Below are 23,635 nucleotides of genomic sequence, written 5' to 3' on the forward strand. Positions count from 1 at the left end.
CCTGGCCTCGCGTTATGCTATTTACATCAGCGGTTTCTGACCGCGCTGCCACCAGCGCAGCAGAAGTCGATCGGCGCTCTCCGCCGCGCTGCCGGTGAAGCGGTCGAGCATTTTCTTGCGCTGTTGATAGCGCACTCCAATCACTTCGTGACTCTCCATGAGCCCCAGCAGCAGCTCATCGCTGGTTTCAACCGCATCCACCAGCCCTTTTTCCAGCGCCTGCACCCCGTACCAGTGCTCGCCGGTAGCTACCTGCTCGATATCAAGTCCCGGGCGCATCCGATGAACGAAATCCTTGAACAAATGGTGCGTCTCATTGAGATCCTCACGGAACTTGCGCCGCCCTTCTTCGGTATTTTCTCCGAGCATCGTGAGCGTCCGTTTGTACTGCCCGGCGGTATGCAGTTCGATATCAATATCTTTGTTCTTCAGGAAGCGGTGCAGGTTCGGGATCTGCGCCACCACGCCAATTGACCCAAGAATCGCAAACGGCGCCGAGACAATCTTGTTCGCCACGCAGGCCATCATATAGCCGCCGCTAGCCGCTACTTTATCGACCGCCACCGTCAGCGGGATCTGTTTGTCACGCAAGCGCTGCAGTTGAGAAGCCGCCAGCCCGTAGCCGTGCACCACTCCGCCGGGGCTTTCCAGACGAATAACTACCTGATCGCGCGCTTTCGCCGCCGCCAGCACCGCAGTGATCTCTTCCCGCAGGCTATTGACCTCATGGGCATCCATACTGCCTTTGAAATCCAGCACCCAGGCGCGCGGCTTGCCTTCCGGCTCGGTATTACCCAGCTTCGCCCGCGCTTTGGCAGCCTTCGCCTCTTGTTTTTGCTTTTTCTTCTGCGCCTTATGCCACTGCTTCTGCTGCGGGCCGTCCAGCAGCGCCACCGTCAGCGATTCCTTCATCTCTTTATAATGCTCGCTAAGATTGGTCACCCGCAGCTCGCCGCGCTGCTTCTTGCGCTGAGCGAGGTTGACGATAATAGCGGCAATCACCGCGATGGCGACAACAACGGTCGCGATCTTGGCTAAAAATAAGCCGTACTGAGCAAGTAATTCCACGTTTTCACCTTGTGTAAAGCACTGACGTTGCTGCACAGTGTACCTCAGCCGCTGGCGAGAAGTCTTTGTGCTTTGTGTCCTCTGCGTAGCCGATTCCAGTTTTTTTTCAGCGAGACTGAAATCGTTGCAAGATATTAATTTTGTGAATACTTTCCGCTTCGCCGATTGCAATGGCGGACGCTTTCAGGCATAACAGCGCAAAAGTGAGATACCAAAGATGAAGCGCGATCGGCAGCCGATCGCCAAAGGAGTCGCCGTGCATTATCAACCGCAACGCCACTTGCTGAAAGATCGCATCATTCTGGTCACCGGGGCCAGCGACGGAATTGGTCGTGAAGCGGCCCTGACCTACGCCCGCTATAGCGCCAGTGTGATTCTGCTGGGTCGCAACGACGATAAACTGCGCATTGTCGCCCAGGAGATTGAGCGCGAGGGCGGCATTCCCCCTCGCTGGTTTACCCTCGACTTGCTCACCTGTACGCCGCAGGCGTGCCAGCAGCTGGCACAGCAGATCAGCATGCACTATCCCCGCCTTGACGGCGTGCTGCACAACGCCGGCCTGCTCGGCGACATCTGCCCCATGGACGAGCAGAAGCCGGAGGTCTGGCAGCAGGTGATGCAGGTGAACGTCAACGGCACCTTTATGCTGACCCAGGCGCTTCTTCCTTTATTACTTCGTTCGGAATCGGGCTCGCTGGTCTTCACCTCTTCCAGCGTCGGTCGTCAGGGCCGCGCCAACTGGGGCGCCTATGCCGTTTCCAAATTCGCCACCGAAGGCATGATGCAGGTGCTGGCCGACGAGTATCAAAGCCGCCACCTGCGAGTAAATTGTATCAACCCCGGCGGCACTCGCACCGGGATGCGCGCCAGCGCATTCCCGACGGAAGATCCGCTAAAACTGAAAACCCCCGCTGACATTATGCCCGTCTATCTGTGGCTGATGGGTGACGACAGTCGTCGCAAGACGGGAATGACCTTTGACGCCCAACCGGGCCGTAAGCCAGGAATTGCCCAATGAGTGATGAACGCTACCGCGAACGCCAGCAGCGGCTGAAAGATAAAGTTGACGCCCGGGTGGCGGCAGCCCAGGACGAACGCGGCATTGTGATGGTCTTTACCGGCAACGGTAAAGGTAAAACCACCGCCGCCTTTGGCACCGCAACCCGCGCCGTCGGCCACGGCAAAAAAGTCGGCGTGATCCAGTTTATCAAGGGGACCTGGCCTAACGGCGAGCGCAACTTGCTGGAACCCCACGGCGTCGAATTTCAGGTGATGGCCACCGGCTTCACCTGGAACACCCAGGATCGCGACAGCGACACCGCCGCCTGTCTGGCGGTCTGGGAGCATGCCCGCCGTATGCTCGCTGACGATCAGCTCGATCTGGTGCTGCTGGACGAGCTGACCTACATGGTGGCGTACGATTACCTGCCGCTGGAGTCGGTGCTGAGCGCCCTGCGTGAGCGTCCTGCCCATCAGTCGGTGATCATCACCGGCCGCGGCTGCCATCGCGATATTATTGAACTGGCCGATACAGTCAGCGAACTACGCCCGGTCAAGCATGCGTTTGATGCCGGGATTAAAGCGCAGATGGGGATTGACTACTGAGGGCCTGATAGCGCGAAAGGAAGTACACGTTCCGGCGGCAAGCCACCGGAACACATAATATTAACCGTTAGTCTTATTGCGAGTACTGGAACGACGGTTGCTGTTGTTACCCTGGCGCGGATTAGCGCTGGTCTGGCTGTGACGCTTCACCGCCCGACGGATCTGATTGGCTTTCAACCGCCGACGGTCTTTCTCAACGGCAACCTTAGAGCTGGTTTCCGGCGTGAGCTCCACCAGCTCGCGCAGGTAGTTGGTCTGCGCCAGGTCCAGTTCGGTATAGCCACCGCGCGGCAGACCTTTCGGCAGCAGAATATCGCCGTAGCGCACGCGGATAAGACGGCTGACCTGCACGCCGACCGCTTCCCACAGACGACGCACTTCGCGGTTACGCCCTTCGGTCAGGGTGACGTTGTACCACTGGTTAATCCCTTCACCGCCGGTGAATTTGATGGTTTTAAACGCTGCCGGACCATCTTCTAACTGTACGCCGCGCGACAGCTGGCGCAGTTTATCATCGTCCACCTGGCCGAAAACGCGAACGGCGTACTCACGCTCGACTTCACGGCTCGGGTGCATCAGGCGGTTGGCCAGTTCGCCATCGGTAGTGAACAGCAGCAGGCCGCAGGTGTTCACGTCCAGACGACCAACGGCAATCCAGCGCGCGCCGCGCAGTTTAGGCAGACGATCAAACACCGTCGGGCGCCCTTCCGGATCGTTACGGGTACACAGCTCGCCTTCCGGCTTATAGTAAGCCAGCACGCGACAGATCTGCTCGGCAGACTCTTTCACCGAGATCAGATGACCATCGATACGAATTTTTAAACCGGGGACGATTTCCACACGATCGCCGAGGGTGGCGATTTTACCGTCGACGCTGACGCGGCCAGCTTCGATTTTCGCTTCAATTTCACGGCGGGAGCCGTGGCCGGCGCGGGCCAGCACTTTTTGCAGTTTCTCGCTCATTGAGCTTCCTTAAGGTGTCGCCTTCCCAGGCGTCTGGTATGCTTTATGAAACAATGAGGCCAAAAGCACAACTCATTGTTACCTATATACTTTTAACGTAAAGTCTCGTCGGCGCATTCAGCACATTCACCGCGAGCCCGTATTCGTGGCCGAACATACTACACTAACTTCGTCGGGAAAGCTTCTGTTCGCCGCACCGCGCCTTGAGTATGGAACAGATTTTCCTTATTCTCCTGTGCGCATTCACGCATAGGGGTCTTTACCGGACCGTGCCCCACTCATTACGCGCCCTGCTCAGCAACGGCCGGGGCTGGTTGAGCAGCCAGTCGCGAAAACAGCGATTAGCAGGCGCCAGCAGCGCGGTCTCGTGGTAAACCAGATGATAGGCCAGCGGACAGGCGATGGGCTGCGCCAAAGGATCAATCAGCCGGCCCTGCGCCAGCGCAGCCTCTATGAATGAGCGTCGCAGTAATGCCATTCCCATACCGGCAAACGCCGCCTCCATCACGCCGTTGCAATCAATGAACACCGGCCCACGCCGCGCGGAATGCGCCTCCAGCCCTACGGCCTCGCACCACAGCGCCCAGTCTTCACGGTGCTCATCATGCAGCAGAGGAAAGCGCAGAAGTTCGCTCGCCTCGGTGAGGGTCCGGCGCGGAGCGATCAGCTGTGGGCTACAGACCGGCATCAGATCGTCATCCAGCAGGCGGTAAGCCTGCAGTTCCGGCCAGCCGCCAACACCATGACGTACGGCAAAATCGATCCCTTCACTCAGCAAATCCACTCGCCGGTTGGTGGTGCCGATCTGGATCTCTATCTGCGGATAGCGTCGTTCAAAATCAGCCAGCCGCGGCAGCAGCCACTGAATGGCGAAGCCGCTGGTACAGCTGATAGTCACCTTTTCTGGCTCCGGGGGCACCTGCAGGCGCTGGGTGGCGGCGGCTATCTGGAGAAACGCGGGCTGAATAGCCCGCAGGTAGATCGCCCCCACAGCCGTTAACTGTAACTGTCGGGGAGTACGAATAAAAAGCGGGGTATTTAGCGCTTCCTCCAGGCGGGCAATCTGTTGACTGACGGCGCTGGGCGTTACGCAAAGCTCACTGGCGGCCAGCTTCAGGCTGAGCAGCCGTGCCGCCGCCTCAAAGCAACGCAACGCATTCAGCGGCGGGAGTTTCATGGGTATGGAACCTCAGTTAAGAAAAACTTAATCATGTAAGCATAACGCGTTTGTCGGACGCTGCACGGGAGTTCTACAGTTGATTTCCTTCGTGACTACAAGGAGTCAATCATGCGTGTTATCGACTATGGCCGCCTGCTGTTACTCGCCGCTCTCTGGGGCGCCAGCTTTTTGTTTATGCGCATCACCACCCCGGCCTTCGGGGCGATGAACAGCGCTTTTCTTCGCGTACTGTTCGCCGCTATCGCGCTCGGGCTGTTACTCGGCGTGCAGGGTAAATGGGGCGGTTATCAGGGAAAACTCATATTCACTCTACAGCTAGGGGTCATTAATTCAGGCCTTCCTTTTCTGATGTACTGCCTGGCCGCGCAGTGGCTGCCGGCAGGGTACTCTGCCACACTGAACGCCACGGCACCGATGATGGGGGTGCTGATCGGCGCGTTATGCTTTGCAGAACCGTTAACCGTGCGTAAAGGTGGCGGCGCGATACTGGGCGCCATTGGCGTGGCGGTGATCGCGCGCCCGACATCTGGCCTTAGCGCCGCCCTGCTGCTGCCGGGGATAGGCGCCTGCCTGACCGCGACCGCCTGTTACGGTCTGGCCGGCTTTCTGACCCGCCGCTGGATCCAGCAGCGAGGCGGCCTTGAGGCGGAGCGCGTCGCGCTGGGTAGCCAGGTCGGCGCCACGCTGTTTCTGTTTCCTTTCTTTCTCTGGTCCTGCTGGCATGGGCCAGCGGTAGACTGGCGGCAGAGTCTGCCGTGGATAGCGATAGTCATGCTGGGCGTGGTCTGCACGGCGGCAGGGTATATTCTCTATTTCCGCCTGATTGCTGATATAGGACCGCTGCGTTCGCTGTCGGTGACCTTTTTGATCCCACCTTTTGCGGCGCTGTGGGGCTATCTGTGCCTCGGAGAGACCGTGGAGGAAGGACTGATTCTCGGCGCGCTGCTGGTCTGTGTAGCGCTATGGATGATTGTCGTGCCGTCGGGGAAAAAACGCGGGATACCGGACGGCGCATGATGCCCCGCCCGGCAGTTAGTCTTAGAGAAACGGCTTCACGTCGCCGACGCCTTCGCGCAGCACCACCGGGGTATCTTCCGTCAGGTCGATAACCGTGGTCGGCTGCTGTCCAAGGAAACCGCCGTGAATGATGAGGTCCACGACTTTCTCCAGACGATCTTTGATCTCTTCCGGATCGGACTCGGTAAAGTCGCTGCCGGGCAGCATCAGCGACGTGGAGAGCATCGGTTCGCCTAAAGTCTCAAGCAGCGCCTGAGCAATAGGGTTAGACGGGACGCGCATGCCGATGGTTTTACGCTTCTCCTGCAGCAGCCGGCGCGGCACTTCTTTAGTCCCCTTAAGGATAAAGGTGTAGTTGCCCGGGGTGTTGTTTTTCATCAGGCGAAACGCCACGTTGTCGACAAAGGCATAGGTCGACAGCTCGGAAAGATCACGGCACATCAGGGTGAAGTTGTGGCCGTCCGGCAGCTGACGAATGCGGCAGATCCGCTCCATCGCGCCCTTGTCTTCAATTTTGCAGCCCAGCGCGTAGCCGGAGTCGGTCGGATAAACGATCACCCCGCCCTTACGCACAATCTCCACCGCCTGATTAATCAACCGCGCCTGCGGGTTATCCGGATGGATATAAAAAAACTGGCTCATACTTCCCTCTCAATTTTTATTCGGCGGCCGCTTCCCAGCTGTGCCAGACACCTTCCACGCCGGCAGGGAGCCAGAGCTTACGGCCAAGCTCGATCCACGCGCAGGGCTGATGAAAATCGGAACCCTGCGACGCCAGAAGACCAAACTGCACGGCCAGGGCGGCCAGCTGGGCACGCTCATGGGGCGCCTGCTGACACTGGGCCACTTCCATGGCGTCACCGCCCTGCTCGCTAAAGTGGGCCAACAGCCGCTTCAGCCACTTGGCGGAGAGATCGTAGCGCCCGGGATGGGCTATCACCGCCTTGCCGCCAGAATGATGAATGACATCAATCGCTTGTTTTATTGTACACCACTGCGGCGGCACGTAACCGGTTTTCCCACGAGCAAGGTATTTTTTGAAGACTTCCGCCATGTTTTTCGCATGGCCAGCCTCTACCAGAAAACGGGCAAAATGGCCGCGGGTGACGGCGCCACCGTCCGCCAGGCGCAGCGCACCTTCCCAGGCCCCAGGGATCCGCGCCTTCTCCAGACGCTCGGCAATCATCTGACCGCGCTGCTGGCGCCGCGCTTTCTGCTCCTCCAGCAGGGCGGTCATCGTCGGGTGCGCAATATCAATATTCAGACCCACGATATGTATTTCGTGATTCTCCCAGAGCGTCGAAATCTCGACGCCGTTCACCAGCGTTAAGGGTAATCCGGCGCGGGCGATCTCTTCCCGGGCGGCCGGGATCGCCGCCACGCTGTCATGGTCGGTGATCGCCAGCGTACCAACGCGCATCTCATGGGCGCGATGGACCAGTTCCTGCGGAGTCAGCCGCCCATCAGAGGCGGTGGTGTGGCTGTGCAGATCGTAAATCACTGCGTATTGGCTGTCGCTCAAAAGGACTCCTGCTGGACATCAAGGTAAATAAGCGCATTATCATACCGACAGGCAGAGAAAATCTGCAAACAAGGGTTGACTTTATTCCATCGAACTAGTTAACTAGTACGCAAGTTCACATGAAGGGGTATCACGATGAAAAAGCACGTTATCACTCTGCACAGCTGGTGGCGCACCTCCTGACAACGGGCGGCGTGATCGCGTTTTGCATTTAGCATACAGATACCCGGCCCGCCAATGAGCGGGCTTTTTATTGGACAAAAATAATACGAACAGGCGAGAACCATAATGCAAACATCTAAACCGGCACTCGAGCTTCTCACCAGCGACGCCATCTACCGGGAGAACCCGACGGCGTTATTCCACCAACTGTGCGGCGCCCGTCCGGCTACGCTGCTGCTGGAATCCGCTGACATCGACAGCAAAGATGACTTAAAAAGCCTGCTGCTGGTCGACAGCGCGCTGCGCATCACCGCTCTTGGTGACACTGTCACTATTCAGGCACTTTCCGCTAACGGCGCCGCGCTGCTGGAACTGCTGGACGGCGCGCTGCCCTCCGGGATCGCCAATCAGCGCCAGCCCAACGGCCGCATCCTGACCTTCCCCGCGGTCAGCACCCTGCTCGATGAAGACGCGCGTCTCTGCTCGCTGTCGGTGTTTGACGCCTTCCGTCTCCTGCAGGAGCTGGTGACCGTCCCCGCCAACGAGCGTGAAGCGATGTTCTTCGGCGGCCTGTTCGCCTATGACCTGGTGGCCGGTTTTGAAGATCTCCCGCAGTTGCAAAGCGACACCGCCTGCCCGGACTACTGCTTCTATCTGGCGGAGACCCTGCTGGTCATTGACCATCAGACCAAGCATACCCGCATTCAGGCCAGCCTCTTCACCCCGCTGGAGAGTGAAAAACAGCGCCTGGAGCAGCGCCTGAGCCAGCTGCGTCAGCAGCTGAACGAGCCGCCGGCGCCGCTACCGGTCACCACCGTGGCCGAAATGCGCTGCGACGTCGACCAGAGCGATGAAGAGTACGGCGCGGTGGTGCGTAAAATGCAGCGTGCGATCCGCGCCGGGGAAATCTTTCAGGTAGTCCCGTCCCGCCGCTTCTCGCTGCCCTGCCCGTCGCCGCTGGCCGCTTATGATGTGCTGAAGAAGAGCAACCCCAGCCCGTACATGTTCTTTATGCAGGACAATGATTTCACCCTGTTCGGCGCCTCGCCGGAAAGCTCGCTGAAGTATGATGCCGTTAGCCGTCAGATTGAGATCTACCCCATCGCCGGCACGCGGCCACGCGGCCGCCGCGCCGACGGCTCGCTGGATCGCGATCTCGACAGCCGCATCGAGCTGGAAATGCGCACCGACCATAAAGAGCTTTCCGAACACCTGATGCTGGTGGACCTGGCGCGTAATGACCTGGCGCGCATCTGCACCCCGGGCAGCCGCTATGTCGCCGATTTAACCAAGGTTGACCGCTACTCCTTCGTGATGCATCTGGTCTCCCGTGTAGTAGGCGAATTGCGTCAGGATCTCGACGTCCTCCACGCCTATCGCGCCTGCATGAATATGGGCACCCTCAGCGGCGCACCGAAGGTCCGCGCCATGCAGCTGATTGCCGCCGCCGAAGGTAAACGCCGCGGCAGCTACGGCGGCGCGGTGGGCTATTTCACCGCCCACGGCGACCTCGACACCTGCATCGTCATCCGTTCCGCCTATGTTCAGGAGGGTATCGCTACCGTCCAGGCCGGCGCCGGCATTGTGCTCGACTCGGTTCCCCAGTCGGAAGCGGATGAGACCCGAAATAAAGCCCGCGCGGTGCTGCGCGCCATTGCCCAGGCCCATCACGCGAAGGAGATTTTCTGATGGCTGACATTCTGCTGCTCGATAATATCGATTCCTTTACCTATAACCTGGCAGACCAGCTGCGGGCCAACGGCCATAACGTAGTGATTTATCGCAACTCCGTCCCGGCTCAGGCGCTGATTGAGCGTCTGGGCACCATGGACAACCCGGTGCTGATGCTCTCCCCGGGCCCGGGTACGCCGAGCGAAGCTGGCTGCATGCCGGAACTGCTGACCCGTATGCGCGGCAAGCTGCCGATCATCGGCATCTGCCTCGGCCACCAGGCCATTGTCGAAGCCTACGGCGGCTATGTCGGCCAGGCGGGCGAGATCCTCCATGGCAAAGCCTCCAGCATTGAGCACGACGGCCTGGCGATGTTTGCCGGTCTGGCTAACCCGCTACCGGTCGCGCGCTATCACTCGCTGGTCGGCAGCAATATACCCGCCGGGCTGACGATTAATGCCAATTTCAACGGTATGGTGATGGCCGTGCGTCACGATGCGGATCGGGTGTGCGGCTTCCAGTTCCACCCGGAATCGATCCTCACCACTCAGGGCGCGCGACTGCTGGAGCAGACTCTGGCCTGGGCGCTGCAGAAGCTGGAGCATACCAACACCCTCCAGCCGATCCTCGAGAAGCTGTACCAGGCGGAAACCCTGAGCCAGCAGGAGAGCCACCAGCTGTTCTCCGCCGTCGTGCGCGGCGAAGTGAAGCCTGAGCAACTGGCCGCCGCGCTGGTCAGTATGAAAGTGCGCGGCGAGCAGCCGCAGGAAATTGCCGGCGCCGCCACCGCGCTGCTGGAAAACGCCGCGCCGTTCCCGCGCCCGGACTACCTGTTTGCCGATATCGTCGGCACCGGTGGCGACGGCAGCAACAGCATCAATATCTCCACCGCCAGCGCCTTTGTCGCTGCCGCCTGCGGGTTAAAAGTGGCAAAACACGGCAACCGCAGCGTCTCCAGTAAATCAGGCTCTTCTGACCTGCTGGCGGCCTTCGGCATTAATCTCGATATGAACGCCGATAAATCCCGCGCCGCGCTCGATGAGCTGGGGGTGTGCTTCCTGTTCGCGCCGAAATACCACACTGGTTTCCGCCATGCGATGCCGGTCCGCCAGCAGCTGAAGACCCGCACCCTGTTCAACGTGCTGGGGCCGCTGATCAACCCGGCGCATCCGCCGCTGGCGCTGATTGGCGTCTACAGCCCGGAACTGGTGCTGCCGATCGCCGAGACCCTGCGCGTGCTGGGTTATCAGCGCGCGGCGGTGGTGCACAGCGGTGGGATGGATGAAGTCTCGCTGCATGCGCCTACGGTGGTGGCCGAACTGCATAACGGGGAAATTAAAAGCTATCAGCTAACCGCCGACGACTTCGGCCTGACGCCTTACCATCAGGCGCAGCTGGCGGGCGGCACCCCGGAAGAAAACCGTGACATTCTGACGCGCTTGCTACAAGGTAAAGGTGAAGCCGCTCACGAAGCCGCCGTCGCCGCCAACGTCGCCATGTTGATGCGTTTACACGGGCATGAAGATCTGAAAGCTAACGCTCAGCAGGTACTGGATGTGCTGCACAGCGGCGCGGCCTATGACAGAGTGACCGCCTTAGCGGCAAGAGGGTAAAGAATGCAAACCGTTTTAGCAAAAATCGTTGCCGACAAAGCGATTTGGGTGGAAGCCCGCAAACAACAACAACCGTTAGCCAGTTTTCAGAATGAGGTCGTTCCGACGCAGCGCAATTTCTATGACGCACTGGCTGGCACCCGCACCGCGTTTATTCTCGAGTGCAAAAAGGCCTCGCCGTCGAAGGGGTTGATTCGCGAGGATTTCGATCCGGCAGCGATCGCCAGTATCTACAAGCACTACGCCTCGGCGATCTCGGTGCTGTGTGATGAGAAATATTTCCAGGGCAGTTTCGATTTTCTGCCGATCGTCAGCAAGGTCGCGCCGCAGCCGATCCTGTGTAAGGACTTCACCATCGACCCTTACCAGATTTACCTGGCGCGCTACTATCAGGCCGACGCCTGCCTGCTGATGCTCTCGGTGCTCGACGATGAACAATATCGCCAGCTCTCCGCGGTGGCGCACAGCCTGAATATGGGCGTGCTGACCGAAGTCAGCAATGAAGAGGAGCTGGAGCGCGCCATCGCCCTGAAGGCGAAGGTGGTGGGCATTAACAACCGCGACCTGCGCGATATGTCGATTGACCTTAACCGCACCCGTCAGCTGGCGGCGCGTCTCGGCCCGGATGTCACGGTGATCAGCGAATCCGGCATCCATACCTATGCTGAAGTGCGCGAGCTGAGCCACTTCGCCAACGGCTTCCTGATCGGCTCCGCCCTGATGGAACAGGCTGATCTGGAAGCAGCGGTTAAACGCGTGCTGCTCGGCGAGAACAAAGTGTGCGGCCTGACGCGCCCGCAGGATGCCCAGGTGGCCTGGGAGTCCGGCGCCATCTACGGTGGCCTGATTTTCGTCCCGACTTCGCCGCGGGCGGTGAATGACGCCCAGGCCAAAGCGGTGATCGCCGCTGCGCCGTTGCAGTACGTCGGCGTGTTTCGCAATGCGCCGCTGGACGAGGTGGTCGCCCGCGCCCAGGCTCTGGGGCTGGCCGCCGTACAGCTGCACGGTGATGAAGACCAGGCCTATATCGACGCGCTGCGCGACGCCCTCGCGGACAACGTCCGCATCTGGAAAGCGCTGAGCGTCGGCGAAACCTTCCCGGCCCGTACGCTCCGCCATGTCGACAAATACCTGCTCGACAACGGCCAGGGCGGCAGCGGCCAGCGCTTTGACTGGAGCCTGCTGCAGGGCCAGGATCTGCGCAACGTCATGCTGGCGGGCGGCCTGGGGGCGGATAACTGTGTGGAAGCGGCCAAAAGCGGCTGTGCCGGACTCGATTTCAATTCAGGCGTAGAGTCGCAACCCGGGATAAAAGACGCCAGCAAGCTGGCCTCCGTATTCCAGACGCTGCGCGCATATTAAGGAGCAATAATGAGCACTTTACTGAACCCCTACTTCGGCGAATTCGGCGGCATGTATGTGCCGCAGATCCTGATGCCCGCCCTGCGCCAGCTGGAAGAAGCCTTTGTCAGCGCGCAGAAGGACCCGGCCTTTCAGGCGGAATTCACCGACCTGCTGAAAAACTACGCCGGTCGTCCGACGGCCCTGACCAAATGCCGGAATCTGACCGAAGGCACCCGCACCACCCTGTACCTGAAACGCGAAGATCTGCTGCACGGCGGCGCGCACAAAACCAACCAGGTGCTGGGCCAGGCTCTGCTGGCCAAACGGATGGGCAAAACCGAGATTATCGCCGAGACCGGCGCCGGCCAGCACGGCGTCGCCTCAGCGCTGGCCAGCGCCCTGCTCGGCCTGAAATGCCGTATCTACATGGGCGCCAAGGACGTCGAGCGCCAGTCGCCGAACGTCTTCCGTATGCGCCTGATGGGTGCCGAGGTGATCCCGGTGCACAGCGGCTCCGCCACGCTGAAAGATGCCTGTAACGAGGCGCTGCGCGACTGGTCCGGCAGCTACGAAAAGGCGCACTATATGCTGGGCACCGCTGCCGGTCCGCACCCGTTCCCGACCATTGTGCGTGAATTCCAGCGCATGATTGGCGAAGAAACCAAAGCGCAGATCCTCGAAAAAGAGGGCCGCCTGCCGGACGCGGTGATCGCCTGCGTCGGCGGCGGGTCAAACGCCATCGGCATGTTTGCTGATTTTATCGAGGAAACCAACGTCGGCCTGATCGGCGTGGAACCGGCCGGGCACGGTATCGAAAGCGGGGAACATGGCGCGCCGCTGAAGCATGGCCGCGTGGGGATCTACTTCGGCATGAAGTCGCCGATGATGCAGACCGCCGACGGCCAGATCGAGGAATCTTACTCCATTTCCGCCGGGCTGGACTTCCCGTCCGTTGGGCCGCAGCACGCGTTTCTGAACAGCACCGGTCGCGCCGACTATGTGTCGATCACCGACGACGAAGCGCTGGACGCGTTTAAAGCGCTCTCGCGCCACGAAGGGATCATCCCGGCGCTGGAGTCCTCTCACGCTCTGGCCCACGCGCTGAAGATGATGCGCGAGAACCCCGAAAAAGAACAGCTGCTGGTGGTTAACCTCTCCGGCCGCGGCGACAAAGACATTTTCACCGTACATGACATCCTGAAAGCGCGAGGGGAAATCTGATGGAACGCTATGAAACGCTGTTTGCCCAACTGAAAAATCGCCAGGAAGGCGCCTTCGTTCCCTTTGTCACCCTTGGCGATCCGGGACCGGAGCAGTCGCTGAAAATTATCGATGCGCTGATCGAAGGCGGCGCCGATGCCCTTGAGCTGGGGATCCCTTTCTCCGACCCGCTGGCGGACGGCCCGACCATCCAGGGCGCGGCCCTGCGCGCCTTCGCCGCGGGGGTAACCCCGGCGCAGTGCTTTGAGATGCTGGCGGCGATCCGCCAGAAGCATCCAACCATCCCAATCGGCCTGCTGATGTACGCCAATCTTGTCTTCAGCCCGGGCATCGATGCGTTCTATGCCCAGTGCGAACGCGTCGGCGTCGACTCGGTGCTGGTGGCCGACGTGCCGGTGGAAGAGTCCGCCCCGTTCCGCCAGGCGGCGATGCGTCATAATATCGCGCCGATTTTCATCTGCCCGCCCAATGCGGATGACGATTTACTGCGCCAGATTGCCTCTTATGGCCGCGGCTACACCTATCTGCTGTCGCGTGCCGGGGTGACGGGTGCGGAAAATCGCGCCGCGCTACCGCTGCACCACCTGGTGGAGAAGCTGGCGGAATATCACGCCGCACCGCCGCTGCAGGGCTTTGGTATCTCCGCGCCGGAGCAGGTGAGCGCCGCCATTGACGCCGGGGCCGCCGGGGCTATCTCCGGTTCCGCCATCGTCAAAATCATCGAACGCCACCTCGATGAGCCGCAGATCATGCTCGACGAACTGAAAGCCTTCGTCCAGAGTCTGAAGGCGGCGACCAAAACCGCCTGACCATCAGCCGCCTGGCATCGCGCCAGGCGGCGATTTCCTCGCGTTACCTCCCCCCATGTCATCTTGCACGCCAGCACATCAGACGGACCGATGCTCGGCACCTCGACGCCAGGCGATGCGCTTTAGCGTGGAAAGGGATGGCGGGCGGATACCGAAGATTTGAACAATATTGGAAGGGAAAATATCGCTCTCCCTGGCACAGGAGAGCGATACGGTCAGGCAATCAATATTGCCCGAATATCATTGACGTTGGTTAACGTCGGGCCGGTGATCAGCAAATCATTAAGCGCATGAAAATAGCAGTAACTATCATGGCCATCCAGATATTGCACTGCGTTAAGACCGCTCAGCTTGCCGCGCGCAAGGGTGTCCGGGAAGACTATCGCGCCTGCGGCATCTTCTGTGCCATCAATACCATCGCTGTCTCCCGCCATGGCCCAGATACCGTGTTCCCCCTGTAGCGCACAGGCCAGACTGAGTAAAAACTCGGTATTGCGCCCCCCTTTTCCAGGCTGAGTGTGGTTTACTGTCACCGTGGTTTCGCCACCTGACAACAGTACAGCAGGCCCAGAAACCGGGTGACCATACTGCTTCGCCGATTTCGCCATACCGGCCATGACCACCGCCACTTCCCTGCTTTCACCTTCTATCGCATCCCCCAAAATAAGAGGGGTGAGTCCATGTTGTCGTGCGGCCAGAGCCGCCGCCGCTAACGCCATCGCTGGCGTGGCGATAAGCCTGACCTCGCCTGTCGCGGCGTTTTCCACCGGGCCGGCCGGCTGGTTTAGCCGTTCGCTAACGGACTTCGGGATCGCAATGCCATACCGCTGCAGTACCCGGAGCGCATCACGTGGTGCGCTGTTATCGGCAACGGTAGGGCCAGACGCTACGTCCGTCGGATCATCGCCAGGCACATCGCTGATAATCAGTGATACGATGCGCGCCGGTTGCGCCATGGTCGCCAGCTTTCCGCCTTTCACCGCTGAGAGATGACGACGTACCAGATTCATCTCTTTGATGCTGGCCCCGCTATGGAGCAGGGCCCGGGTGATGGTCTGCTTATCTGCCAGCGTTAACCCCGGGGCGGGCAGCGCCATCAGCGCCGATCCTCCTCCTGAAATCAAGGCCAGCACCAGATCATCAGCAGTTAAACCGCGCAGCGTCTCCACAATCAGCATTGCGGCAACCTCGCTCATGGCATCTGATACGGGATGTGCCGCCTCAATAATGCGGATGCGGCCCGCAGGAACCGCGTAACCGTAACGCGTCACCACCACGCCCGACACCGCCACATCCGGCCAGGCCGCATCCACGGCAGCCGCCATTGCCGCGGACGCTTTACCCGCACCGATCACCACACAACGGCCGCGAGGTTTTTCCGGCAGATTAGCCAGGGTCACCGGCCCGGCGCGGGCGCTGTTGACCGCATGTTGAAAAATATCCTGCAGGATCTCTGCAGCCTGTTCGTTATTCATGGTTATGCAGTCTCGGCAATGTTAGCTTTGGCATCAATGTAGTGCACCACGGCGCGTGTCACCTCCGCGGTATTGGCTGAGCCACCGACATCTGGCGTCAGAATGCCTTTTTCACATACATGCTCAATGCTCTCCATAATCAGCGCAGCGGCATGGCGTTCGCCCAAATGTTCAAGCATCTGTACTGCGGTCCAGAACGTAGCGATGGGGTTCGCAATCCCTTTGCCGGTGATATCGAATGCGGAACCATGGATCGGTTCGAACATGGAAGGGAAGCGGCGTTCAGGATCAATATTCGCCGTCGGCGCTACGCCCAGGCTACCCGCCAGCGCGCCGGCCAGGTCGGAAAGGATATCGGCGTGCAGATTGGTGGCAACGATGGTATCCAGGGTCTGGGGGTGCAACGTCATACGGTGTGTCATGGCATCGACTAACATTTTGTCCCACTGCACATCCGGGAATTCCTGCGCCACTTCGGCGGCAATCTCATCCCACATCACCATACCATGGCGCTGGGCGTTGGATTTGGTCACCACGGTCAGCAGTTTACGTGGACGAGACTGCGCCAGTCTGAAGGCATAGCGCATAATGCGCGTCACCCCAACACGGGTGAAGATTGCCACTTCGGTACCGACTTCTTCAGGTAAACCGCGGTGCGCACGGCCGCCGTTACCAGAATATTCACCTTCGGAGTTTTCACGCACGATGACCCAGTCAAGATCGCCCGACCCGCGGTTGCGCAGCGGTGAAGTGACGCCCGGCAGAATTTTGGTGGGTCGCACATTGGCGTACTGGTCAAAGCCCTGGCAAATCGGCAGGCGCAGGCCCCAGAGGGTGATGTGATCAGGGACATCCGGCGCGCCCACCGCGCCGAAGTAAATGGCATCGAATGCTTTCAGCGTGTTCAGCCCTTCTTCCGGCATCATCACGCCATGTTTTTTGTAATAGTCTGACCCCCAGTCAAAGGTTTCTACATCAAATTTCAGTTGCGGATCGTGGCGCGTCAGCGCGTGCAAGACTTCAATACCTGCCGAAATGACTTCCGGTCCGATACCGTCCGCAGGGATAGCAGCAATTTTGTAGTGACGCATCGTTATTTCTCCAGTTAATGAGTATGAGGATGTGGAAGCTCTGCTGTCGGCGATTTGTTCGCTCTGGCAGAGAGAATCACGACCACGAGGGCCGAGAGCGCCAGCAATCCGGCGACAAAGTACAGGCCCCAGCTGTAGCTACCGGTTTGCTCGCGGATCACGCCAATCATCATCGGCCCGACGAAACCACCGAGATTGCCGATGGAGTTGATAGCGGCAATGCCAGCGGCCGCAGCCGGGCCGCTGAGGAACAGGGTTGGCATGCTCCACAGCGGGGGTTTTGATGCGCTAATCCCCACGGTGACCAGCGTTAAGGCAACCATTACGGTAAACAATGTGTTGACGTTACCGGCGTATATCAGCCCGGCTGCCGCCAGCAGGCAGGCGCCAATGACATGCCAGCTGCGCTCTTTGGTTCGATCGGAATGACGCGCCCAGAGGATCATGGCGATGACGCCGATCACCGCCGGAAAGGCGTTCAGGAAACCAATCTCCAGCGAAGAAGCACCGAAACTGCGAATGATTTGCGGGGACCAGATGCCAAGCGTATACAGCCCGGCTGAGGTTCCGAAATAGACCAGCGCCAGCGCCAGGACGCGTATATCCGCTAGCCCTCGCCATGCACTGGAATGGCTCTGTTTTGCCGCCCGTGCCCGCTCCTCGTCTTGCATGGCGTTTTCCAGCCAGGCACGCTCTTGATCAGTTAGCCATTTGGCTTTGGCCGGACGATCCGTCAGGAAGAACAGAACCACAACACCGAGCACCAGCGCCGGGAACGCTTCCAGTACAAACATCCACTGCCAGCCGGCGTAGCCGAGGAAGCCATGCATCTCGAGCAGTGCGGCCGAAATGGGCGATCCCAGTGCTGTCGACAGGGGGGCTGCGGCCATAAAGATGGCAGTGACCTGCGCACGCCTGGCGGCAGGAAACCAGTAGCTGAGATAGAGAATGATCCCCGGGAAGAAACCGGCTTCCGCCACACCGAGCAGAAAACGCAGAATGTAGAAGCTCGTCGTGCCCTGCACAAAAGCCATGCAGCCCGAGACGAATCCCCAGGTGATCATGACGCGGGCGATCCAGATGCGGGCGCCCACTTTATGGAGAATTAAGTTTGACGGTACCTCAAACAGAAAGTAACCCAAGAAGAAAATGCCGGCGCCCAGCCCAAAAACAGTGGGTGAAAATCCCAGATCCTGATTCATGGTCAGGGCGGCAAAGCCAATATTGACGCGGTCAAGGAAGGCAATGAAGTACAGCAGCATGATGAAAGGAATAATGCGCAGGGTAACCTTACGCATCACCTTCTTTTCGAGGTCGTTTTTCATGACGGGATGCTCCATAGTGATGTAGGGTTGTTATCGTTTTGTAATAAACCCAGTATGAAGTTTTGAACCGCTTTATCATCGGCACGGCTTTATATAAATAATTTGCATAATCAGCTTTTGGTGAAAAAATGGATATAAATCAGCTACGTTGCTTTGTGGTATTAGGTGATGAGCTTCACTTTGGCCGGGCTGCCCGTAAACTCGAAATGATGCCTGCGTCACTGAGTCGCTTTATCAAACTACTGGAGGATGATTTGGGGATCAGGCTACTGAATCGATCGACACGCAACGTGTCGCTAACGCCTGAAGGCGCCGCCTTTTTAAATGAGGCCAAAACGGTCATTGCTGATTTCGATGCGCTACGGCAGCGATTCCGGAAAAATAGCCTGTTGCAGAAAAGAACGTTGCGGATCGGGGCTATCGACAGCGCAGCCAAAGGATTACTTCCTGAATTGCTTAATCTTTTCGTCAGGCGTTTTCCTGAAGCAGATATTCATCTTACGGAAGATAAATCTCACAAACTTATCCCCCGACTCATTTCAGGATGGCTGGATGTGGTTTTTGTGCGCCCGCCGGAACACATTGATGCCACGCTGACAACGCGTTTTATCGCCAATGAAACCTGCGTGCTCGCCGTGCCCGCTAACCACCGGCTGGTCAGTTATGATGAAGTCAGTATCGATGACTTTCGGCACGAGCCGGTTATCTTGCCGGAAAGACGCACCCGGCGTCACAGCCATGACCTGACAATGAATATTTTCAAGGAAGGTGGCAGCATGCCTGTTATCGCGCAGTATGCTGAAGAGAAGCAGACTATCCTGAGTTTTGTTGCCGCTGGACTCGGTATTGCTCTGGTGCCTGCGTCCTATAAAGACATGAATGCGGACGGCGTGAAATACCTTGCGCTCACGCCCAAAAAACATATCGAAGGCCTTCCCCTCAGCGCGATGTGGCATCAGGGAAATAACAATATCTATGTGCGATCCCTGCTGGAGATACTTTCCGACAACATCGACGAGCTGACCCGTGATTTGTGACGAACAAGATGATTGTTGCGCCAGGGCGGCAGCACGCGAGAATTTAGCTCGGTTGCTGCAGACTGTCGGCGTATTTGCGCGTTAAGCGAAACAGCGCTTGCACCTCCTCTTCCGGCCACTGCGCCAGCACCTGATTCATTAACCGCCGCCGCGCTAGCGCAATACTGTCGATCATCCGTTGTCCCTTGGCGCTAAGCGTCACTTCACTGATCCGTCGGTCATGACGGTTAGGTTGCTTACAGGCGAGTCCCTGGGCTTCCAGTTTTTTCACCTGGCGGCTGACGGTGGTGTAATCGCGCCCTAAATGATCCGCCAGCTCAACCACCCCTACCGGGCCATGGCGCCCTACCGCCACCAGCAGCGGAAACAGCATCTGTTCCAGCTGGACGCCGGCCGCCTGGAGGATCTGCTCGTCGCGCAGCGGCTGGTTCATCACGCTGATGATATCCAGCAGCGCGCCGTGAAAATCGGTAATGTCGTAGTCATTATGTGCATCTTGCATGTATTAATTTTCCGCGTATAGTGCTGCAAAACAATATGTGTATTTTACACATAATCCCCGACAGGAGATAATTTATGAAAGCAGCCGTGGTTTTTGACCTTGCAGAAGGCCCGGTTTGGGCCGATTTTATCGAGCCGCAGCCTGCGCCGGGCCAGACGCTCATTGACATCCGCGCCGCCGCGATGAGCCATGTGGTCAAGGCCCGGGCGTCTGGAAGCCATTACAGCTTCGATGGCAATCTGCCCTTTGTGCCCGGTATCGATGGCGTCGGCACATTACCCAATGGCCAGCGCGTCTACTTCGCCTTCCCCACCGCCCCCTTCGGCAGTATGGCGCAGCGGGCGCCGGTTGCCCTGCAGAATTGCCTGCCGGTGCCGGATGCGCTCGATGATGTTAGCGCGGCGGCGATGGCCAATCCCGGCATGTCCGCATGGGCATCGCTGGTGACACGCGCCCAGCTCCAGGCCGGTGAAACGGTGCTGATTAACGGCGCCACCGGCAGCGCCGGTCAACTGGCGGTGCAGATTGCCCGCTATCTGGGGACAAAAAAAATCATTGCGACCGGGCGTAATGCGCAGGCGCTGGCGGCGCTGGACGCCGATGTGTGCATTCAGTTAAACGCTGATGATAAAACAGTGACTGAACAGTTTTCAGTGGCCAGCGCCGCACAGATTGATGTGGTTATCGATTATCTGTGGGGGCGCAGCGCGGAATTGTTATTGCCGGCGCTGGCGAAATATACCCCTGCCGGCAGTCCGGTGCGCTATGTGCAGGTGGGATCCCTGGCTGGCGCCGATATCGCGTTAAATGGCGCAGTGCTGCGTTCCGCCCCACTCCTGCTGATGGGCAGCGGTATCGGTAGCCTGACGATGCCGCAACTGCTGGCGGCGACGGGTGAAATGCTGCAGGCGGCGGTGCCGGGTAAATTGACCATCGCCACTACCCCGCGGCCGCTGCAGGAGATCGCGGCGGCCTGGCCGCAGGACGACAGCCAGAAGCGCACGGTCTTTACCCTCGGATAAAAAAATCGCTTCCGCACAAAAGATGGGGTTGATATCTTAAATGAGAAATATTATCTTTCTCATTACTGAATAGTTGAGTAAATAACTCAGGTATTCAGTACGACATTGCTCACATTGCTTCCAGTATTTTTGCCCGCACGTGTGCGGGCTTTTTTTTACTCGCAACACACCTCACGCACCAGCTGCCGCCGCCAGCGGTGGCCCGGCGCCTGCTCCAGACGACATACGGCGCGGCATCGTTCTCCGTCACGCAGCGAGAGAACGCTCGCTGGTCATCACCCCGACCACGCGGTCGCGGTACAGAGCCTGCAGAGGGATCGGTGGTCCCCTATTTTTCATTACACCAATTTCCAGAACGGCGTCCTCCTCGCGCAGAAGGAGGGCATCTTTTATGCCAAAAGCCACGAAGCGCTGGGTTAACCCTCGCGCCTGTCACTTCGCAGCGCGGCCTGTCTCCGGCCTCTTTCAGCCGCCCTTTCGCTCCAATACCACCCTTTTCGTTCAAAATTTGTGAATTATGTAAATTGCGATGAAGAAATAAGTTTAAACGTCAACTTTTCTATGTAAATATTAAGAAGAATGATAACTATTCTTTTTATCATTTATGAAGTCACACCGGGTCAGCGCAAGCCAGACGACGAATAACGTCGCTTTTGCGCGGTGTGAGATGTGCTAATAACTAAAAATAAGCCTGCATTTATCATGGAAAAAAACGCTTCTCTGCCTTTCGGCAGTTTCAACTCATTGGCATTGTTTACGGGTCTGTGTCTGGGTGCCTCACCGGCAACGGGCATCGCAGCGGAAAAATCGGTCAAAAATAGTGAAGAGACGCTGGTGGTGGAAGCCAGCCCACCTTCACTTTATTCTCCCGGCGCCTCTGCCGATCCGAAATTCAATAAACCGCTGGTCGATACCACCCGCACCATCACCGTGATCCCGGAACAGGTGATTAAAGATCAGGGCGTCACCAACCTGACTGACGCCCTCAAAAACGTCCCCGGCGTCGGGGCGTTTTATGCCGGGGAGAATGGCAGCTCAACCACCGGAGATGCCATCTACATGCGCGGCGTGGATACCTCTAACAGCATCTATGTGGACGGCATTCGCGACATCGGCAGCGTGACGCGCGATACCTTCAATACCCAGCAGGTGGAAGTCATCAAAGGGCCCGCCGGCACGGACTATGGCCGCAGCGCGCCCTCCGGCTCGATCAATATGATCAGCAAGCAGCCGCGCCTTGACTCCGGGATCGACGGTTCAGCCAGCATCGGCAGCGCCTGGTCGCGCCGGGGCACTCTCGACCTTAACCAGGCGTTTAGCGATAACGCTGCGTTCCGTCTGAACCTGATGGGGGAAAAAACCCATGACGCCGGTCGGGACCGCATTGAAAACGAACGCTATGGCATCGCACCGTCGCTGGCCTTCGGACTCGATACCCCAACTCGTCTGTATCTGAACTATCTGCACGTCCGGCAGAACAACACCCCGGATGGCGGGATCCCCACCGTCGGCCTGCCGGGCTATTCGGCGCCTTCGCCGAAATATGCCGCGCTCAACTCCGCCGGCAAGGTCGATACCAACAATTTCTATGGCACCGACTCCGATTATGATAAATCCACCACCGACAGCGGCACCCTGCGCTTCGAACATGATCTGACGGACAATACCACCGTGCGCAATACCACCCGTTGGTCGCGGGTGAAACAGGAGTATCTTCTGACCGCGGTGATGGGCGGCGCGAGCAATATCACCGCTCCTGATATCAATGACGTCAACACCTGGAGCTGGTCGCGTCTGGTTAATACCAAAGATGTCAGCAACCGCATTCTGACCAACCAGACCAATATCACCTCGACGTTCAATACCGGCTCGATAGGCCATGACATCAGCGCTGGCGTGGAGTTCACCCGGGAAAACCAGACCAACTATGGCGTTAACGCCCTGACCGCGCCGGCGGTGAATCTCTACCATCCGGTGAGTCACCTGTCGATTGGCGGGCTGGACAGAAACGGGGCGAACGCCAACGGCCAGACCGATACCTTCGGGATTTATGCCTTCGATACGCTGGCGCTGACCGAGCGGATTGAGGTCAACGGCGGACTGCGTCTCGACAATTACCATACCAAATATGACAGCGCCACCGCCTGCGGCGGTAGCGGACGCGGGGCTATCGCCTGCCCGCCTGGCCAGTCGACCGGCAGCCCGGTCACCACCGTCGACACCGCCAAATCCGGCAATCTGGTTAACTGGAAAGCCGGGGCGCTGTACCACTTAACCGAGCAGGGCAATGTCTACGTCAACTACGCTATCTCACAGCAGCCGCCGGGGGGCAGCAGCTTCGCCCTGGCCGCCAGCGGCAGCGGCAACAGCGCTAACCGCACCGACTTTAAGCCGCAGAAGGCAAAATCCAGCGAGCTGGGCACCAAGTGGCAAATCTTCGACAAACGTCTGCTGCTCAGCGCGGCGTTATTCCGTACGGATATTGAAAACGAAGTGGCCGCCAACGATGACGGGACCTGGTCGCAGTATGGCAAAAAGCGCGTGGAGGGGTATGAGCTCTCCGCGACCGGAAACCTGACCGCGGACTGGACGATCATCGCGGGCTACACTCAGCAGCATGCGACAGTGACAGAGGGGCAGAATGTGGCGCAGGATGGATCTTCCGCCCTGGCCTACACCCCGAAACATGCCTTTACGCTATGGACGCAGTATCAAGCCACCAGCGATCTGTCCGTCGGCGGCGGTGTGCGCTATGTCGGGAGCCTGCGCCGGGGCAGCGATGGCGCGGTCGGTACCCCGGATCACACCGAGGGCTACTGGGTCGCCGATGCCAAACTGGGCTATCGGGTCAACAGCAACCTCGATCTGCAGCTCAATATGTACAACCTGTTTGATACCGATTACGTGGCCTCCATCAACAAGAGCGGCTATCGCTATCATCCGGGCGAGCCCCGTACCTTTATGCTGACGGCGAACGTCCATTTCTGAGTTTGTGCGTGGGGCCGTTG

General features: G+C 58.8%; 19 protein-coding genes, 1 pseudogene and 1 other annotated feature. Of the genes and pseudogenes, 11 read left to right on the forward strand and 9 right to left on the reverse strand.

Features of this window, described 5'->3' with window-relative positions; genetic code table 11:
• Nucleotides 1–21: 21 nt before the first annotated feature.
• Nucleotides 22–1,068, reverse strand: a complete 1,047-nt coding sequence (sohB, locus tag LGL98_RS14645) for a protease SohB (protein WP_136034894.1) — start codon at nucleotides 1,066–1,068, stop codon at nucleotides 22–24.
• A 256-nt stretch (nucleotides 1,069–1,324) separates the two neighbouring features.
• Here sohB and LGL98_RS14650 point away from each other — a divergent pair, with 256 nt between their 5' ends.
• Entirely contained in the window at nucleotides 1,325–2,086 is a 762-nt protein-coding gene (locus LGL98_RS14650) for a YciK family oxidoreductase (RefSeq protein ID WP_136034896.1), read from the forward strand.
• Nucleotides 2,083–2,673, forward strand: a complete 591-nt coding sequence (cobO, locus tag LGL98_RS14655; RefSeq protein ID WP_002901749.1) for a cob(I)yrinic acid a,c-diamide adenosyltransferase — start codon at nucleotides 2,083–2,085, stop codon at nucleotides 2,671–2,673. Before LGL98_RS14650 ends, cobO begins: the two co-directional genes overlap by 4 nt.
• Nucleotides 2,674–2,733: 60 nt before the next feature.
• On the opposite strand, the gene rluB is transcribed toward cobO, so the two are convergent.
• Both rluB and gcvA read right to left on the reverse strand, forming a co-directional pair.
• On the reverse strand, nucleotides 2,734–3,636 hold the full coding sequence (rluB, locus tag LGL98_RS14660; RefSeq protein WP_002901746.1) for a 23S rRNA pseudouridine(2605) synthase RluB: 903 nt from the start codon (nucleotides 3,634–3,636) through the stop codon (nucleotides 2,734–2,736).
• 281 nt (nucleotides 3,637–3,917) lie between these two features.
• Nucleotides 3,918–4,813, reverse strand: a pseudogene (gene gcvA / locus LGL98_RS14665) (transcriptional regulator GcvA).
• Between the two features lie 111 nt (nucleotides 4,814–4,924).
• Here gcvA and LGL98_RS14670 point away from each other — a divergent pair.
• Complete coding sequence (locus LGL98_RS14670; protein WP_136034900.1) at nucleotides 4,925–5,833, forward strand: DMT family transporter; 909 nt, start codon at nucleotides 4,925–4,927, stop codon at nucleotides 5,831–5,833.
• Between the two features lie 21 nt (nucleotides 5,834–5,854).
• Here LGL98_RS14670 and LGL98_RS14675 read toward each other — a convergent pair whose 3' ends face one another.
• Both LGL98_RS14675 and rnm read right to left on the reverse strand, forming a co-directional pair.
• Complete coding sequence (locus LGL98_RS14675; protein WP_008807778.1) at nucleotides 5,855–6,475, reverse strand: L-threonylcarbamoyladenylate synthase; 621 nt, start codon at nucleotides 6,473–6,475, stop codon at nucleotides 5,855–5,857.
• Between the two features lie 16 nt (nucleotides 6,476–6,491).
• A complete protein-coding gene (gene rnm / locus LGL98_RS14680; RefSeq protein ID WP_136034902.1) occupies nucleotides 6,492–7,355 on the reverse strand; it encodes an RNase RNM in 864 nt (287 codons plus the stop codon).
• 159 nt (nucleotides 7,356–7,514) lie between these two features.
• Nucleotides 7,515–7,610: a sequence feature (Trp leader region), on the forward strand.
• A 33-nt stretch (nucleotides 7,611–7,643) separates the two neighbouring features.
• Here rnm and LGL98_RS14685 point away from each other — a divergent pair.
• From LGL98_RS14685 to trpA, 5 genes are read left to right on the forward strand one after another with little or no spacing between them, the layout of a single operon-like run.
• Entirely contained in the window at nucleotides 7,644–9,206 is a 1,563-nt protein-coding gene (locus LGL98_RS14685) for an anthranilate synthase component 1 (protein WP_136034904.1), read from the forward strand.
• Entirely contained in the window at nucleotides 9,206–10,801 is a 1,596-nt protein-coding gene (trpD, locus tag LGL98_RS14690; RefSeq protein WP_040224047.1) for a bifunctional anthranilate synthase glutamate amidotransferase component TrpG/anthranilate phosphoribosyltransferase TrpD, read from the forward strand. The genes LGL98_RS14685 and trpD overlap by 1 nt, the downstream gene beginning before the upstream one ends.
• A 3-nt stretch (nucleotides 10,802–10,804) precedes the next feature.
• Nucleotides 10,805–12,163 (forward strand): bifunctional indole-3-glycerol-phosphate synthase TrpC/phosphoribosylanthranilate isomerase TrpF, encoded by a 1,359-nt coding sequence (gene trpCF / locus LGL98_RS14695; RefSeq protein ID WP_136034906.1) that lies wholly within the window; start codon nucleotides 10,805–10,807, stop codon nucleotides 12,161–12,163.
• A 9-nt stretch (nucleotides 12,164–12,172) separates the two neighbouring features.
• Nucleotides 12,173–13,366, forward strand: a complete 1,194-nt coding sequence (gene trpB, locus LGL98_RS14700) for a tryptophan synthase subunit beta (protein ID WP_002901730.1) — start codon at nucleotides 12,173–12,175, stop codon at nucleotides 13,364–13,366.
• Entirely contained in the window at nucleotides 13,366–14,175 is an 810-nt protein-coding gene (gene trpA / locus LGL98_RS14705; protein ID WP_087806003.1) for a tryptophan synthase subunit alpha, read from the forward strand. The genes trpB and trpA overlap by 1 nt, the downstream gene beginning before the upstream one ends.
• A gap of 215 nt (nucleotides 14,176–14,390) precedes the next feature.
• On the opposite strand, the gene LGL98_RS14710 is transcribed toward trpA, so the two are convergent.
• From LGL98_RS14710 to LGL98_RS14720, 3 genes are read right to left on the reverse strand one after another with little or no spacing between them, the layout of a single operon-like run.
• Nucleotides 14,391–15,650: a glycerate kinase type-2 family protein gene (locus LGL98_RS14710; protein WP_087806005.1), complete on the reverse strand. Its 1,260-nt coding sequence runs from the start codon at nucleotides 15,648–15,650 to the stop codon at nucleotides 14,391–14,393.
• A 2-nt stretch (nucleotides 15,651–15,652) separates the two neighbouring features.
• The gene (locus LGL98_RS14715) at nucleotides 15,653–16,741 is read right to left on the reverse strand and encodes a tartrate dehydrogenase (protein ID WP_136034908.1); all 1,089 of its coding nucleotides are present in this window, start codon (nucleotides 16,739–16,741) and stop codon (nucleotides 15,653–15,655) included.
• Between the two features lie 14 nt (nucleotides 16,742–16,755).
• Entirely contained in the window at nucleotides 16,756–18,066 is a 1,311-nt protein-coding gene (locus LGL98_RS14720) for an MFS transporter (RefSeq protein WP_136034910.1), read from the reverse strand.
• 128 nt (nucleotides 18,067–18,194) lie between these two features.
• Between LGL98_RS14720 and LGL98_RS14725 the strand changes: the two genes are divergently transcribed.
• Nucleotides 18,195–19,103, forward strand: coding sequence for a LysR family transcriptional regulator (locus tag LGL98_RS14725; RefSeq protein ID WP_136034912.1), 909 nt, complete (start codon nucleotides 18,195–18,197; stop codon nucleotides 19,101–19,103).
• Nucleotides 19,104–19,146: 43 nt separating this feature from the next.
• On the opposite strand, the gene LGL98_RS14730 is transcribed toward LGL98_RS14725, so the two are convergent.
• The gene (locus LGL98_RS14730; RefSeq protein WP_136034914.1) at nucleotides 19,147–19,605 is read right to left on the reverse strand and encodes a MarR family winged helix-turn-helix transcriptional regulator; all 459 of its coding nucleotides are present in this window, start codon (nucleotides 19,603–19,605) and stop codon (nucleotides 19,147–19,149) included.
• Between the two features lie 74 nt (nucleotides 19,606–19,679).
• Here LGL98_RS14730 and LGL98_RS14735 point away from each other — a divergent pair, with 74 nt between their 5' ends.
• Together LGL98_RS14735 and LGL98_RS14740 are read left to right on the forward strand one after the other, a co-directional pair.
• Entirely contained in the window at nucleotides 19,680–20,627 is a 948-nt protein-coding gene (locus tag LGL98_RS14735; protein ID WP_136034916.1) for a quinone oxidoreductase family protein, read from the forward strand.
• Between the two features lie 702 nt (nucleotides 20,628–21,329).
• Complete coding sequence (locus LGL98_RS14740; RefSeq protein WP_136034917.1) at nucleotides 21,330–23,615, forward strand: catecholate siderophore receptor Fiu; 2,286 nt, start codon at nucleotides 21,330–21,332, stop codon at nucleotides 23,613–23,615.
• Nucleotides 23,616–23,635 lie beyond the last annotated feature (20 nt).

This window comes from Klebsiella africana (genome assembly GCF_020526085.1).
GTDB lineage: Bacteria > Pseudomonadota > Gammaproteobacteria > Enterobacterales > Enterobacteriaceae > Klebsiella > Klebsiella africana.